Source organism: Gemmatimonadota bacterium, assembly GCA_009838645.1.
GTDB lineage: Bacteria > JAAXHH01 > JAAXHH01 > JAAXHH01 > JAAXHH01 > JAAXHH01.
Genome location: VXRC01000001.1, coordinates 18,142 through 33,303, shown reverse-complemented (window position 1 = coordinate 33,303; position 15,162 = coordinate 18,142). Strand labels below are relative to the sequence as shown.

14 protein-coding genes are annotated in these 15,162 nt (G+C 57.1%); 9 read left to right on the top strand and 5 right to left on the bottom strand.

The annotated features are described in order from the left end of the window. The first annotated feature begins 3 nt into the window (after positions 1-3). Both F4Y38_00170 and F4Y38_00165 read left to right on the top strand, forming a co-directional pair. Positions 4-729, top strand: a complete 726-nt coding sequence (locus F4Y38_00170; GenBank protein ID MXY47688.1) for a decarboxylase — start codon at positions 4-6, stop codon at positions 727-729. Between the two features lie 28 nt (positions 730-757). Further along, on the top strand, positions 758-1,243 hold the full coding sequence (locus tag F4Y38_00165; GenBank protein ID MXY47687.1) for a DUF3830 family protein: 486 nt from the start codon (positions 758-760) through the stop codon (positions 1,241-1,243). A 55-nt stretch (positions 1,244-1,298) separates the two neighbouring features. Here F4Y38_00165 and F4Y38_00160 read toward each other — a convergent pair whose 3' ends face one another. After that, complete coding sequence (locus tag F4Y38_00160; protein MXY47686.1) at positions 1,299-1,880, bottom strand: GNAT family N-acetyltransferase; 582 nt, start codon at positions 1,878-1,880, stop codon at positions 1,299-1,301. A gap of 54 nt (positions 1,881-1,934) precedes the next feature. After that, complete coding sequence (locus F4Y38_00155; protein MXY47685.1) at positions 1,935-2,627, bottom strand: HAD family hydrolase; 693 nt, start codon at positions 2,625-2,627, stop codon at positions 1,935-1,937. A gap of 226 nt (positions 2,628-2,853) precedes the next feature. Between F4Y38_00155 and F4Y38_00150 the strand changes: the two genes are divergently transcribed. After that, on the top strand, positions 2,854-3,234 hold the full coding sequence (locus F4Y38_00150) for a hypothetical protein (protein MXY47684.1): 381 nt from the start codon (positions 2,854-2,856) through the stop codon (positions 3,232-3,234). Then, entirely contained in the window at positions 3,231-3,443 is a 213-nt protein-coding gene (locus F4Y38_00145) for a helix-turn-helix transcriptional regulator (protein MXY47683.1), read from the top strand. Before F4Y38_00150 ends, F4Y38_00145 begins: the two co-directional genes overlap by 4 nt. 153 nt (positions 3,444-3,596) lie before the next feature. On the opposite strand, the gene F4Y38_00140 is transcribed toward F4Y38_00145, so the two are convergent. Further along, entirely contained in the window at positions 3,597-5,258 is a 1,662-nt protein-coding gene (locus F4Y38_00140) for a S8 family serine peptidase (protein ID MXY47682.1), read from the bottom strand. A 364-nt stretch (positions 5,259-5,622) separates the two neighbouring features. On the opposite strand from F4Y38_00140, the gene F4Y38_00135 reads away from it, so the two are divergent. The 3 genes from F4Y38_00135 to F4Y38_00125 all read left to right on the top strand — a co-directional run bounded on the left by F4Y38_00135 (position 5,623) and on the right by F4Y38_00125 (position 10,094). Further along, entirely contained in the window at positions 5,623-6,135 is a 513-nt protein-coding gene (locus F4Y38_00135; protein MXY47681.1) for an RNA polymerase sigma factor, read from the top strand. Positions 6,136-6,237: 102 nt separating this feature from the next. After that, entirely contained in the window at positions 6,238-7,509 is a 1,272-nt protein-coding gene (locus F4Y38_00130; protein ID MXY47680.1) for a hypothetical protein, read from the top strand. 182 nt (positions 7,510-7,691) lie between these two features. Then, entirely contained in the window at positions 7,692-10,094 is a 2,403-nt protein-coding gene (locus tag F4Y38_00125; protein MXY47679.1) for an FtsX-like permease family protein, read from the top strand. A gap of 38 nt (positions 10,095-10,132) precedes the next feature. Here the strand turns inward: F4Y38_00125 and F4Y38_00120 are convergent, their stop codons facing one another. Beyond that, complete coding sequence (locus F4Y38_00120) at positions 10,133-10,420, bottom strand: HigA family addiction module antidote protein (GenBank protein MXY47678.1); 288 nt, start codon at positions 10,418-10,420, stop codon at positions 10,133-10,135. 70 nt (positions 10,421-10,490) lie between these two features. Here F4Y38_00120 and F4Y38_00115 point away from each other — a divergent pair, with 70 nt between their 5' ends. Together F4Y38_00115 and F4Y38_00110 are read left to right on the top strand one after the other, a co-directional pair. Next, positions 10,491-11,423, top strand: a complete 933-nt coding sequence (locus F4Y38_00115) for an aminoglycoside phosphotransferase family protein (protein MXY47677.1) — start codon at positions 10,491-10,493, stop codon at positions 11,421-11,423. Between the two features lie 42 nt (positions 11,424-11,465). Next, entirely contained in the window at positions 11,466-12,506 is a 1,041-nt protein-coding gene (locus F4Y38_00110) for a phosphotransferase (GenBank protein MXY47676.1), read from the top strand. Between the two features lie 90 nt (positions 12,507-12,596). Here the strand turns inward: F4Y38_00110 and F4Y38_00105 are convergent, their stop codons facing one another. Next, positions 12,597-14,999 (bottom strand): FtsX-like permease family protein, encoded by a 2,403-nt coding sequence (locus F4Y38_00105; GenBank protein ID MXY47675.1) that lies wholly within the window; start codon positions 14,997-14,999, stop codon positions 12,597-12,599. Positions 15,000-15,162 lie beyond the last annotated feature (163 nt).

The following is a 15,162-nucleotide window of genomic DNA, read 5'->3' as shown; positions in this document are numbered from 1 at the left end:
CCGATGGGCGACACACTGAAGGTCGGGATACTATACCCTCTACATTCCGCGGAGGACGACTATCCTCGCCTCGCCGCCGCGTTGAAGCCCGCGGTAGATGTCCGGGTGGTCCATACCGACAGCCCGAACCTGCATCGCATCGACGAGACGCAGATCACCGGCAGCCGGGAATACCTTCTCGCCGGGGTGGAGGAGTTGCGTTCTCAAGACATTGAAGTCTGTATGTGGGCATGCACGAGCGGGAGTTTTGTCTTTGGGGTGGAAGGCGCGCGTCGCCAGGCGCAGGACCTGGCCGATGCGCTCGGCGTTCCGACATCGAGCACGTCGCTGGCGTTCTTGAGTGCCTGCAATGCCGTCGGGCTCAGAAAGGTTGCCGTCGCCGCGACCTACCCGGAAGAACTGTCAAAAGCCTTTCGCTCTTTTCTCGAGGCAGACGGCCTCGAAGTAGTCCACATGGGATGTCTCGAGGTCTGGACGGGGGATGAGTCCGCGCTCATTGAACGCGACGAGGTCCTGCGCTTCGCACGAGCTAACGATAATTCAGACGCGGAAGCAGTCCTGATTCCCGACACCGCATTGCACACCGTGGGTTTCCTGTCTGAACTCGAGACGGCAGTCGGCAAGACGGTGCTGACGGCAAACCAGGTGACGATGTGGGAAGCCCTGCGGCTTGCGAACCGTCTGACAAAGCAGTCCGGTCTGGGACGGTTGATGGAAGCCATCGCATGACGTATGACGGGTACCCAAGGAGATCGGCATGGATCGTTTTATTGAAGTGACCTTGAGAAAACGCTGCGTGAGTTGCATCGCGCGGTTGCTGGACGATCTCGCACCCAGAACATGCGAGGCGATGTGGAACGCCCTCCCGCAGGAGGGAGATGCCTATCACGCCAAGTACGCGAGCAACGAAGTCTATACCCTCGTCCCTTCCTTCGCGCCAAGCGAGATCGGTATGGAGAATCCCACAGTTACGCCGATCACCGGCGATCTGCTTTACTTCTTCTTTCCCCCCGGCGCCGTCAATGTGCCATCGTTGCGCGAGGCCGCGTTCAGTACGGGTCTGGTCGATCTTGCGATCTTCTACGGACGGGACAATCTGATCCTGTCGCCCAACATGGGCCTGGTCCCCGGTAATCGCTTTGGCGAGGTTACGGAGAATCTCGAGGAGATGGTGGAGGCGTGCACGAGCGTCTGGCGCGAGGGATTCGCGGGAGAGCGTCTGGCGTTCAGCCGAGTGGCGTAGATCGGATCAGTTCACCCATCGAGTCGCTCTTTAGGGTTCTTTCGTTGAGCCTGCCTTATGGATTCTGATCGGGATGAATCGGGCGTTGCCGGACATATTCCGACCGCGTGATCTCGAAATCCAGCTTTCTGTCCGACGATTCGCAGGCGATCCTCAGTCCGCTGGCCCGCCATAGCGCGACGGAACGGGCGTTGTCCACGGAAACATCTAAGGGACGAAGCCGGTCGATTTCCAGCACTTCAAACGCGTACTCCATCAAACAGCATACTACTTCCCTGCCATATCCTCGGCCCCACAAGGACTTGTCCCAAATCCCGATCGGCATGCGCATCACCTTCTCGCCCGGAATCTTTGCGCGGTCCAGATTCATCCACTGAAGGCACACCTCGCCGATCGTCCGGCCGCTCGCCCTTTCCACGATGGCAAAAAGAAACCCTTGCTCTGCCATGATCCTGCCCACCCGCATGAGCGAATCCGCCGTCGGAGGATTGGCCGGCGGTTCTCCTTCCATGGCATTCAGAAATTCGGGATCCTGGTAGAAGGCCTCCGCGATCTCGAAATCTGCCTCCCGGAAAGGACGAAGATGCAGGCGCGCAGTTTGCAGATGTATCTGGTGCCCGGCAAAGTGATCTGGCATATCCGAATGATGTTCCCTGACCTTGATTTCACGTGAATACGTTTCGAATCAGGCTCAATCCAGACTTAACAGGGCAGGAAGTTCGGTCAATGAAGCGATTTGATAATCGGGTTCTATTCCCAGATCATTGAATGCGCGATTGCGGTTCAACCACACCGCGCACGCACCGACAGCCTGTGCGCCTTCGACATCCGTTACCAGCGAATCGCCCACGTGTAGCAGTTGGTCGAGGCTACAACCCGCCCTTTGCGCCGCGATCTGGAAGGTCCTAGGATCCGGTTTCTCGATTCCGATATCCTGTGCGTAGACGGCAAAGTCGAAACGTCCTTCCAACCCGAAGTACTCCGGGTAGTTGTTGCCGTTCGACAGCAGACCGAGTTTGAAGCGCGTGCCGAGGGCATCGAGCATGGGCATGACATCCTCGTAAGGCCTGATGTCGTTGTACCGGTGTCGCAGATACACTTCGTTGAGACGCGTCGAGAGATCGGGTCCCGTGTATCCGACATGACCGAGCATCCTGAGGAAGGACCTACGTCGAATCTCGTCAAAGTCTCTCACCTTGCCCACGTAATCTTTTTCTTCCTGGTCACGAATAGACCACATCTCCTCTACCGTCAGGTTTCGGGTTCGCTCGCCCGGTACGCGCTTGATCAGTTCATCGCGAACGGATTCCATGGATCGCATGATGACCCGGTCCGTGTCGATCAGGGTCTGGTCGACGTCGAAGGAGATTGCGGTGATGTTCACAGTTTACCCCGGGTAGCTCCGGCTAAAGCCAAACAGTCAGATTTAGATCGGAAAGTCGCACTTCAGCCTAAAGTACAGTATTAGGCAGTAGGGATCACCCTATATATAATGTAAATAAAACTTGATAAAAAGGATATATTATTTTACATTATGTCATAATAACTCGACACGGCGATCACTTCAGTACATTTCAAATTCAATCTTCGAGTGAGGAGGGCAGCAGACGATGCGACAAAGTTCTTTACGCTACTTACTGGAATTCGGCGGTTCCATGCTGGCCTATTCAGCCGTGCTGGTAGTGTCACTAATGTTTCTGAGAGAGAACCCCGTTTCACCCTGGCGGATCCCGGTTACGGTGGTGCCGGTGATCCCCCTCGTATTCATGATGCTGGCCGTGGTACGTTTGGTTCGGCGTATGGATGAAATGCTCCGGCATATACATCTGCAGGCGGTAATCATCGCATACCTCACCACCGTGATACTTTGTTTCAGCTATGGGTTTTTGGAAAACGTGGGTTTTCCTTCTTTCAACACGATGTGGGTTGGCGTTGCCATGATCTGTCTATTGGGTATTGGCCAGCTACTCACATACAGGAAGTACCGATGAGAAACCGTCTGAAGGTATTGCGCGCCGAGAGGGACTGGACCCAGGCAGAATTGGCGGATCGTTTGACAGTCTCAAGGCAGACGGTGAATGCCATTGAGAAGGGCAAGTATGACCCGAGTCTGTCTCTGGCCTTCAGGATCTCCCGGTTATTTGATATGCCGATTGAGCAGGTGTTTGTTGATGAGGATACTACGAATCTTGAGCAGTAAACCGAAGTGTATGACCGTTGCTGAAACATCAAGTCCTCAGGCATTTGTCACCAACTCAGTCCCTGGATGAGGCCGAACTTCGTGCTCCAGGCGACCTGCTGAATGTCGCCTTGCTACTTATGGTCTCTTACTTGTGTATGAATGGCTGAGACGCTACGCACGTTCCGGCAGCCACTCTTCCCGGATCCACTCATTCCATCGGCGCGCAAGATCAAGCCGCGATGCACGGAGGTCGTCGGAGTAGAACGGCTCTCCATGCCTGTAAGGCGGCGTCATCTCCAGCCGGTGATCCGTTATTGATTCCAGGGCATTCCTCCTGACTTCAAAGCTCGAAATTCGATTCTCCCGAGCGTCCTCCTCCAGGCCGGCCAGGATCGCACCGGCCATTCGCGGATCCGCCATCTGTACGGCGAGTTGGAGGGCCGCGTAGCGGACATCCGGGTTCGTATCATTGAAGAGGTCGGGTAACGCCTTGGTGCATTCGGACCAGAGATCCGAATGATTACGCAGCAGATTGACGGCAGCGGCGCGGACGTAAGGAGAATCGTCCCTGATCGCTTCGATGATCTCGGAAGCGTTTACCAGGGAACGTCCCATGGCCAGGGCGCACGCCCCAGCGGCTCGGACGTGGGGATCCGTATGTCGCAAACACTTCCGGAAGGGTATCCATACATTGTCAGGAAGCGCGTTCTCGTCTCCGACAAAAGAGAGAATGGCTGCTACAACGTGTTCCGGATCGCTATCTCCCAGCATCCCTAGTCTGGACGCTACGGATAGCGAGCGTAACACGGTCCAGGGCTGGCGGGGCCAGATTCCGTGGTCACGACGGGTTGCCGATGGCGTTGAGCCCAGGGCGGCGCGGACCGAAACGAGACCGGCGCGCAGGTCGGTCCATCCCGGCTGTTGTATGGACGATTCGATGAGGGCCGACTTCATTTCCTGGCTCGTCCATTCGGGTCGCGCCTGCCACAGACAGGCTGCGGCGCCAAGGACCATCGGTCCGGCGAACGAGGTGCCGTGCAGTCGCGCGTATCGACGGGGCAGATCGTCGATCTTCCCGTAGTAGTGGTGCTCAATCTCTTTATCGGTTCCATGCGGCAGCACGATGTTCGCTGCGGGCGCCAGGATTTCGGGTATCCACTTCCCTTCGAAGGTCGTTCCCCGGCATCCGGGAAAAACATCCGCACTCCCGGGATCTCCATTCGATGGAATCACGACCCCGCCGACAGAAAGTACGGAAGGAGCCGCTGCTTCTGCCATGGCGGCCGTCCGGTCAGATAAGTTTCCCGAACCGGATACGATAAGAACCCCCTCGGACGCGATTTCCTCGCACAATACCCTGACGGGGTCCGACTGCCAAGGTAGAAGGCTTGCGTCCAAAGCGCTTTTTCTGGCCGTTAAAACTCCACGAATCTCATACTTCCGCCAATTGTCCCGGATCCATTCGAGGGACCTGAGATGCGCTTCATCTCGTTTTTCCGGTTGCCGGCTCTGTCCGGTGAAGTACTGGGCAATCAGGAAGAGATCCGCATCGTGGGCCACACCCTTGTACAGCCCCCTGGATTCGGCGCCGGAACTTGCCGCGGCGGCCGCGGCCCAGAGACCGTGGGCACCGCCTTTCCACGGTCCGGATTCAACGTTAAACTCCTTCGGAACCGGATCTGGATCCATCACCATTACTTTGTGGGAAGTACGGTGTTGGTTCGTAGTGATATCTGGATGATTCGGGAAATCGCCGTCGACAATGGCGATACGGACGCCTTTCCCCGTTAACGCTTCGGGTACGTTCAGGAAATCCCGCAAAGCTGGCCACATAGTTCCTCCTGGCGGAGTCTCGTACGGTGGCGTGATCAGTCACGACATCATGATTGCCGCGTCCCGCTCTGTATTGACTTGCCTGGCCGGGTTTTGGTTTCGTCTCCACGGATTTACATGCTTTTTTCAAACGGTTCCTCATCGTGGATCGTCGTAGATAGTAGACGGCCACCCGCGGCGGGGCGCCACCCGTGAGAGGCCGTCACCCGCGGTGGAGCGTTATCCGTGACAGAACACCACCCGCGGCAGCGCGGCACCAACGGAGGAGTGCCACCCGCGGCAGCGCGCCCTGGACGCCAGACCGCCATGGGTATTAGAACTGCTTCGATTTTACTTTCTCTCAGGTTGATGATCGGATTCGCGGATGACTGTCGATGATCTTTATGAAACGTATGCCGCTCAACTGATGAAGCACGCTCGACGGCTGGCCGCGGACAAAGACAACGCGGACGATTTGCTTCAGGAGACGTTCATGCGAGCCATGAGAAACCTGGGTCTGCTCAAATCGCTGTCGTCCCACCGGAGGCGTGCCTGGATGTTCAGGACCATGGGCAATCTGTTCGTGGACAAGCAACGTGCCCGGCGGAGAGAAAGGGCATTCCTCGGGACACTACACCAAATCCTAAAGGAGGAGTCGATCCACAAAACCGCCGGATGGCGGTCTGATACGGATGCACACATTTTCGAAACGATCAGCATACCGGAGATTATGAGGCACATACCGGAGAAAGATCACGATCTCTTTCATATGCGTTTCGTAACGGGAATGACCAGCGAGGAAATCGCCAGCCGGACGGGAATTCCGGCTTCGACAGTGCGTTTCCGCCTGCACGTGGCCATCAGGAAGCTGCGTGCGCGAAGGTCCCGATTCGCCTGACGATGCGTCGTCATCGAATACGCGGATAAATGATGCCGAGGCACCTCAGTTACTGGTTCTCGTTTGCGGATGCATGCTAAACCAAAGGACAGGAGGATTACAATGAACCTCGACGAGCGCGCCCCCCGTTCGGTTCGAATCAATTGCGGCACCCTGGACATGCGGGAAACCACGGAACAGGTGGCGTCCAGGATTCTGCATGTCAATGCCGGCACCGTATTGGTTACGCCGGAAACCAGGGACTTTCTGTCGATGTTTTCCAATAACATGGGAACCCTGATCGAAGTCTCCAAAGAAGTTAGGCTGAAGACGGTTATGGCAGATGAGATCATGGGCCGTGATGCGTTTTCCGGTGAAGCAGAGCCGTTTCTTATCCTGAACATGAGCAACATCACGCTCGAACCGGATGTCACCGCCGAGGGAGTGGACGAATCATGGAGTGAAATCATCAACATGGGGAATATCCTGTATCCGGAGCACGTGGCCGGACCGATTACGAATAAACTGACGTCCAATATGGGCGGCCTCGTTTCGTACAGGGCCTCCGCGCAACTCATTAACGGCGACGTCGTGCTGGATGAAGTCTATCTGGCAGCGCTGGCCGATGGCGCGGACCTGGTCATCACCGGGAATCTAAAGATTCCGGAGCCTGTGCCGAACGACGCGCTCGACCGGAAGCTCAATACCGTCCACGTCAGAGGCAATGTCCTCTGCCGCGCGGGAAACGTTCGCGTGCTTCGTTCCAAGTATGATCCCGGGGCCGGTACTCCGCAGACTACCGTTGTGCCAGACGACCATGAAGTGATCGAACGCGACCTGTTGCTGACTGCCGGAAGCATCCGGTCATGGAAGGGGAGGAAGGTCTACACTGCCGTCAACGTCACGATTCATGAAGACATTGACGCAGACGCATTGGACCGGGCCCTCGACAGTCTCGTCTGCACGGGCAAGGTCCTGTGCCCTGAACCGCTGAGCGAAGTCTTTTCGGGCGTATGCGATACACTGAACACCGATGTCTTCTTCTATGAGGGCGCCCTTTGGGTGGTAGAGACCGACCTCACGCTTCGCCAGTCGCGTCTGGATCTGATCGACGGGACCGCCACATTGTACAATTCGGGAAACGTGACCATCGAAGAAGACGTGGACGCCGGGGTCCTCTATGATCGCCTGGCCGCAGTTTACAACTGGGGTACGATAACCTGCTTTCCGGACCAGATGAGCGCGGTCGAAGCAAGAACGGTCGTCAATGAAGGCACGATGCACGATGCGGCCGAAGGGGCGGAAAGTGACGAAGAGGCGCAGGGGGAGCAGGGAGAACACGAAGAGCACGAAGACGGAACGCTTACAATCAACGCCGGGAACTACAAGCTGTAGCCGGGGCAAACGGCCGCCGATCGGGAATCACGGATACACATCACGAGTCCGTTTTATTTATATTTGACATTTGTCCGGTGAGAATCGTCTAACAGACGGACTGAACGGGTCCAACTCTTCCGCATCATTATACGCCGAATACCCGGAACGATCGGGACGTTCGAGCTTGTCGGAACAGCGTCATGTTCAGAAACTACCTGGCCACCGCGATAAGGCACCTGCTCAGGTACAAAGGGTATTCGGCGATCAACGTGCTGGGACTGGCCGTCGGCATTACCAGTTGCATACTGATCATGCTCTACGTGCAGGACGAGCTCAGCTACGACCAGCACCACGAGAAGAAGGAAAGAATCTACCGCCTGGTAAAATCCGATACCGCGGACGGCAAGACCAACGAGTCGGCATTTACCCCTCCGTCCTGGGCGCCGGTACTGGCGATGGAATACCCCGAAATCGAGCATTTCACCCGGCTTAAGCCGGCGAATTCCCGCTGGCTCGTTCGTTACAGCGACAAGCGGGCATACGAGAAACACTTTGTCGTGGCGGATTCATCGGTCTTTGACATTTTCACCATCCCGCTCGTTCAGGGAAATGCGAAAACGGCCCTGGCAGAGCCCCATGCCGTGGTGGTTTCAGAATCCATGGTTGAGAAGTACTTCGGAGATGAAAACCCGATAGGGAAAGTGATCGCCGCGGACGACAAATACATGTTTACGGTTACGGGGATCATGCGGGACCTGCCGAAGAACTCGCATTTCCACGCGGACTTTCTGGCCTCCTTCGCCACCACGGCGGCGGCGGGCATATACTTCGAGCCGACCACGATACAGAACCTGAATTCCACCATGTATACCTATTTCCTGCTCAAGGAAGGATATACAGCCGACGATCTGGAAAGAAAACTCCCTCAGTTTATGGACAAGTACTTCGGCGAACGCCTCGAGTCCGTCGGCGTCGAAATGCGACCTTATCTGCAATCTATCACCGATATCCACCTTCATTCGAATCTGAATAACGAGATCGAAGCGAACGGCGACATCCGGTACGTTTACATCTTCTCCTCGGTGGCCGTTTTCATTCTGCTCCTCGCCTGCTTCAATTTCATGAACCTTTCCACCGCCCGCGCCGCTCGGCGAATGCAGGAGGTCGGCGTTCGAAAGGTACTGGGGGCTCAACGGGTTCAGCTGATCAGGCAGTTTATCGGCGAGTCGGTCTTCTTCTCCTTTATTGCGCTGGTTGTGGCGCTGGGACTGGTCCACCTGCTTCTGCCGCAGTTCAACCAGTTGTCCGGCAAAATGCTGGAGATGAATTACGAATCCGCCTGGCTGCTTCCGGCCCTGGCGGCCATTGCAATGTTTGCGGGACTCGCTGCCGGCGGGTACCCCGCGTTCGTTCTGGCTTCATTCAAGCCGGTGGCGGTTGTGGGCGGCGCGTCGAAAACCGGAGTCTCCCAATCAATGCTGAGAAAGGCGCTGATTACCTTCCAGTTCACGCTTTCGATCGTCATGATCATTGGAACCGCCGTGGTGCTTGACCAGGTGGACTACATACAGCACAAGAAGCTGGGCTTCGACAAAAAACACCTCGTGGTCATTCGACTTCCCGATCAAACGGCCGTGCTCGGCTATCCTGCCTACAAGCGCGGGGTCATGCAGTATCCTGAAATCGTAAACGTGAGTTCATCGGCCAGTGTGCCGGGTACACCAACCTCGCTGAATCTGATACAACCCGAAGGATTCCCCGAGGATCAGTCGCCCCTGGTCTCTACGATCTGGGCGGACTTCGACTTCGTGGAAACTATGGACATCGAAATCAAGTCCGGCCGTTCGCTTTCGCGTGAATTTGTCTCAGACAACAACGCCGTCGTGATCAACGAAACCGCCGCGCGCACCTTCGGATGGGAGGATCCCATTGGAAAGACCTTCAGGTATCCAGGGGCCCCCGATACCTATCCATCCAGGGAGGTCATCGGCGTCATGAGCGATTTTCACCACCAGTCGCTGCATCAACGCATTGAGCCAATGATTGTTATGTATTGGGTTGAAGGCCGGTTTATGGTGGTCAGGCTACAGGGACGGAACCTTTCCCGCGGGCTTGAAATCCTCCAGGCACAGTGGCGGGAAACGTATCCAGGTCATCCCGACATGGATTTCTACTTCCTCGACCAGGAACTCGAGCGGCAGTACGCTGCCGAACAGAGGCTGGGATCTGTCTTCATCGCCGGCGCGGTGCTTTCCATTCTGATCGCATGCCTGGGACTCCTGGGACTGGCGTCATATATGGCGGAGCAGCGGACCAGGGAGATCGGTGTACGCAAGGTCCTCGGCGCCACGATTTCGAACGTTGTCCTGTTGCTGTCGAAGGAATTCACCAGGCTCTTTGCACTTGCGTTCGTGATCGGTGCTTCGGCGGGATATTTCATGATGCAGGTGTGGCTGGACAACTTCCCCTACCGCATCGACTTGAACCTGTGGGTTTTCGTGTCTGCCGGCCTTGCGGCGCTTTTCATTACCTGGTTGACGGTGGGATACCACGCGCTGAAGGCCGCCACGGCCAACCCCGTCGATGCGTTGCGGGCGGGGTGAAACTGAGCCGGGTGCCGAACGCAGACCATGCATGAGACTCATCTTACCACTCGGAGTCTCGGAACCTTTTTCTGCGGCCGTTTCTTCGCCAGTTCATGACTCCTTTGTAGGTTCAGCCAGAACTCCGGCGTTGTATCCAGTGCTTGAGACAGTAACCAAGCGGTCTCAGGAGTTACGCCTCTTTTACCTCGGATAACTTGGTTTATCCTTTGAACAGACACTCCGATATGCCTTGCAAACGCCACCTGAGTTACCCCCAGAGGTTTCAGGAAATCCTCCAGTAATATCACGCCGGGGTGGGTTGGGATACGGTTCTCCGGTAACATTTTGCCTCCTGTGGATTATCATTTGTTAATGTATTAGTAGACTGAGGTTTGGATAATCTAGAAACGAAACTTGGCACGATTGATACCGATGACATGTTTAGAGTTCTTGAAAGACGAAGGCGCATTAGCCGATAGCATCAGGCGTACCTTTGACCTCGGCAGTTCCGCATTTTCCCTTCACAGGATTGGTGCGGGTTTTAAAAGCGTAGTCGTGGGAAGCCCCGCCGGCCTGGTCTTCCGGGTGGCGTTGAATGAGAAGGCTCAGACAGGGCACCGAAGGGAGTGCTATATCCTTTCAAAGCTCAAGTCCCTTCTTTCCGTTCAGGTACCGGAGGTCCTGGGTTATTGCGAGGCATCGGACGACTTCCCTTTCGGGGTCATGATGCAGAAGAAAATCGAGGGGCCGCCCCTGGGTTCGGTACTTAAGCGCTCGCCATGGGTTAAGCCAATTGCTGCTTTAATGGGCGAGTTGGTTCTCGCCATACAGACGATCAGGCAGGACGAACTGCCGGAACTGCCGTCATCCTCGGCTCCCCAACCTGAGGAAACATGGTCGTACGCGCACTCTTACCTGAAAGCGACCTTCTCGCCACGCGAACTGTGCAGAGCTCAGGACTGGTGGGAACAGTACTGCGAGGACTGGGAACAAGGTGGTCCGATTCAACGATTTTCTCACGGTGACCTGTGGCATGAACATATCCTGTTCCATGCGACCGATGAACCACGGGTCGCAGGGGTCCTTGACTGGGAATACGCGGGATTTGGTGATCCAATCTTTGATTTCGTGCCACAGGTGCGCCTGGGTCGTGAATACGTGACCTACATGCTCGAGGCATACCAGGCGAAAGGCGGTGAATTCGGCCCTGGCGCCCTCTCGCGTATTGAACTGTACCTCCCCTACAGGGAACTCGGAGGGCTGTGCTATTGCCTGGAGACCGGCGACATGCGTGAAGCCCGGTTCTGTGTAGAGAAGTTCAGGAATGTGCTGGGTCCACTTGCATAGATTGCTTAGTTGATTGTCGCATCATTCTGACAACCACCCCTCTTGGCTAGAAAAGGCGGATCGATCATTCAGTACCCTGTTGTGACCACCCCGGATGTTGAAGGCCTGCTCGTCAGCCGCGAACTAGATCACGGTCGGATCCATCCCGTCACGGGAGGCTGGTCTTACTGGACCTTCGAAGTTGGGCTCAGTGCCCACGATGACCACGCCGATTCCTCGACACCCGGCTGGATCTTTCGATTCCCCAGAAACCGTGTTGTCACAGAAAACCTGCAAAAAGAACAGGCGATACTGCCCGTTGTTGCTCCACGGATTAACTTCGCCGTCCCGCGTTTCGAGCACGTAGGAACCTGGCGTGATCAACCCTATGCGGGATATCGGCGGATACCGGGTCGTCCCCTGTCCAGCCGCCCGTTCACCGGCAGTAAAATCGTAGATGAAGTGGCCGAATCCATAGCGTCGACGCTCTCCTCGCTGCACGACATTCCCACCTTGCTGGTCGCCGAGGCCTGTGCCGTGGAACCCACGGTTGATGCATGGCGGCAGCACTACCGTGCGCTGAGGGAAACTGTCCGGGCCAGGATATCGCCCTTACTGGACTCACGCATGCGTGAAGTGGTCGAACGCGGATTCAGCCGGTTTCTCGACGAAGAACTCGCGACGCTCGAAGACGTCGCCCTGGTGCACTGCGACCTGGGCTGTGAGCATATTTTGATCGAAGAGGACGGGACGACCGTGACCGGACTGATTGACTTTGAAGACGTGACCATCGGCGATCCAACAATCGATTTCGTTGGTATCTACGTCACGTACGGCATGGAGGCCGTTGACAGGATTCGAGACTGCTATCAGCGCAGGTCAAACGGTCAGCGCGGGTCTGACGGTCAGCGTGCATCAGACATCCAGCGCCCGTTAGGCGTCCGACGCGCTTTGGACGTCAACTTCGTGAACAGGCTTCAATTCTACACCTGGATGGCTTCCTGTCACGAGGTCATCTACGGGTTGGAAGAAGGGAAATCGTATCTGGTGGAGGAAGGTATTGCGGGATTGCAGGCCCGACTCGACCACGCCGGGTTGTTATGATCCGAGCACGAACACGGGGTACAAGCTCGCCGAGCCGGAACCACTCCTTGATCGGCAGCCCCTGGCTCGCCAAACCACCATGCGGCCGCCCTACTCATACCTCAGCGTATCCACCGGGTTTGCCCGGGCCACCCCGACGACACGGAAACTCACTGTAATCAGGGCGATGGCAAGGACTACCGCGCCGGCGGCAAAGAAGGCGGCGGGACCGACGTCCGCCCGGTAGGAGAACAACTGCAGCCATTGCCGCATGGCAAAGTAGGCGATGGGCGCGGCCAGTACCGTAGCGATCAGGACCAGGTAGACGAATTCCTTCAGGAGCAGGCCCGTCGTCTGGACGACCGTGGCCCCGAGAATCCTCCGCATCCCTACTTCCCGCGTACGCCGCGCCGACATGAATGAGGCCAGGCCGAACAGCCCGGCACAGGCCATGAAGACCGCAACGGACGAAAAAACGCCGAAGACTTCGCGGAGCGTCGCCTCCGCCGCGTAGAGCCGGTCGTAATCCTCATCGAGAAACGAATACATCATGGGCACGTCCGGCATCTGTTGCTTCCAGGTTTCCTGGATCCAGGATACCGTGCCGCTTACGTCATCGGATTGGATTCGGATCGCGTAGAAGGGCAGGTTTTCTCGGGGCCAATGCCTGATGATCATCGGCTCGATGCGATGGTGAAGCGACCGCATGTGGAAATCCGCGATCACGCCGATGATCCGGCGATCGTGCGCCCAGGGATGGCCGATGTGGATCAGAATCTCCTGATCGACGGCCTCTTCGGGCGTGGTCCATCCCAACTGCCGCATGGCGGTTTCGTTAATCATCACGGCTTCCTCCCGATCCGCCAGACGCGAACTCGACAGGCTCCGGCCGGCCAGCAGTTCCATCCCGAATACCTCGACGAAATCATCGGTGATCGCCCAGTCGAGCAGGTTCTGCGCTTCCGCCTGCGGCCGGTCGGTCCGCCGCGTTCCCGTTGTGGCAAGCAGACCCTTGCGTCCCGTGCGGCCGGGCAGCATCAGGGTGGTACCGACGCTTTCGATACGGGGGTATTGCTCGAGCGCTTCCTTGAAAACCGGATACTGATCCACGAAGGTCGGGAAACTGGACGGTCCCACAAGCACCCGTTCCGGCTGCAGGCCCAGCCGTTTGCCCTGGATGTAGTCCAGTTGCGCGGTGAATACCCAGGTGCTGCCAAGCAGCAGGATCACCATCATGCACTGGCCCATGACCAGCAGCCTGCGTACCAGGTGGCGGGTTGCGCCGGTCCCGGTCCGGCCCTTCAGGTGTTGTGCCGGCGTGAAGGCCGCTGTGAAAAACGCTGGGTAGCTGCCGGAAACGAACCCCACCAGGAGGGTCACCGCGGCGATGCCCGTCCAGAATTGCCAGGACTGGAAGATGTCGAGTGCGATGGTCTTTCCCGTGAGATCCTGGAAGAACGGCAGACTGACTGCTACGAGCATCAGTGCGGTCACGATGGCGACGCACGTGATACCGAAGGACTCGCCCATGAACTGGCGGACTAGCTGCCCCCGGTTCGCACCGAAGGCCTTCCGAAGCGCGACCTCGCGGTTACGCGTGAGCGAACGGGCGGTCGCCATGTTCATGAAGTTGAAACAGGCAAGCAGGACGATGACGACGGCCAGGGCGCCGAGCAGCAGCAGGTACGTGCCGTTGCCGTTCTCTCCGGCCTCGTTCTCGAGTCTGGAGTAAAGGTAGATGTCGGTCAGCGGCTGCAACCGGGGGTTCATCGTGATGTTTTCCGCTTCCCATCGCGCGCCGAACCGGTCTTCGAGCACGTCCGGCAGTTTCTGCGCGAAGGCGATGGGATCCGCATCCGGCGACAGCAGCAGGTAGGTATAGAAGGAAGGCCAATCCCACTGCTCCAGGTAATCATTTCCCAGGATACCGAGCGACCCCTCGATCCCGAGAAGGAAGTCTGCCTGAAAATGCGAATGCTCGGGCAGGTCCCGCATCACCCCGGTGACGGTGAAAGGATACGTATCCAGCGTAATGGTCTCACCGAGCGGATCCGCGTTCCCGAAGTACTTGCGCGCCATGGACGCGGTGATGACGACCGATCCCGGATCCTGCAGCGCTTGCTCGGGATTGCCCCGCACCAGTGGGAAGGAAAAAACATCGAAGACTTCGGGATCCGCCCAGAACACGCGGTCTTCGAAGTACGATTGGTCTTCATACCGAATGATCCACCCGCCAAAGGGCGGACTGAGACGGGCGAATGACTGAACTTCCGGAAGGAGTTCACGTATGGCGGGGCCGAGGGCGGGGGTCGTCTTCGCGTTGGTCCCGTTCACGACACGGTAGATGCGGTTCGCGTTCGCATGGTGCCGGTCATAAGCCCGTTCGTCTTGTATATACAGGCCGATGAGGACCGCGCAGGCCATGCCGACGGCCAGGTTCAGGATATTGAGCGCGGCATATGGTTTATGCCTGAGCAGGTGTCTCGCACAGATCGTGAAGTAGTGTTTCAGCAAGACGCAACTCCGTTACCGGCCATGCAGCATCTCCATGAATGCCTTCTGGCTTGAGAAGTCTTCAGAATACCTGAGTCGGTTACATGTCTGTATGTATTCCACGTTTTGCGGATGCACACATCTCCCAGAACGTCTCGTACCGCGGCGACGTACAAGTCGTCTT

Coding starts and splice junctions, on each gene's coding strand:
- F4Y38_00135 (MXY47681.1), top strand. CDS start 5,623: ATGACTGTCGATGATCTTTATGAAACGTATGCCGCTCAACTGATGAAG.
- F4Y38_00165 (MXY47687.1), top strand. CDS start 758: ATGGATCGTTTTATTGAAGTGACCTTGAGAAAACGCTGCGTGAGTTGC.
- F4Y38_00150 (MXY47684.1), top strand. CDS start 2,854: ATGCGACAAAGTTCTTTACGCTACTTACTGGAATTCGGCGGTTCCATG.
- F4Y38_00120 (MXY47678.1), bottom strand. CDS start 10,420: ATGTTACCGGAGAACCGTATCCCAACCCACCCCGGCGTGATATTACTG.
- F4Y38_00130 (MXY47680.1), top strand. CDS start 6,238: ATGAACCTCGACGAGCGCGCCCCCCGTTCGGTTCGAATCAATTGCGGC.
- F4Y38_00145 (MXY47683.1), top strand. CDS start 3,231: ATGAGAAACCGTCTGAAGGTATTGCGCGCCGAGAGGGACTGGACCCAG.
- F4Y38_00160 (MXY47686.1), bottom strand. CDS start 1,880: ATGCCAGATCACTTTGCCGGGCACCAGATACATCTGCAAACTGCGCGC.
- F4Y38_00125 (MXY47679.1), top strand. CDS start 7,692: ATGTTCAGAAACTACCTGGCCACCGCGATAAGGCACCTGCTCAGGTAC.
- F4Y38_00170 (MXY47688.1), top strand. CDS start 4: ATGGGCGACACACTGAAGGTCGGGATACTATACCCTCTACATTCCGCG.
- F4Y38_00140 (MXY47682.1), bottom strand. CDS start 5,258: ATGTGGCCAGCTTTGCGGGATTTCCTGAACGTACCCGAAGCGTTAACG.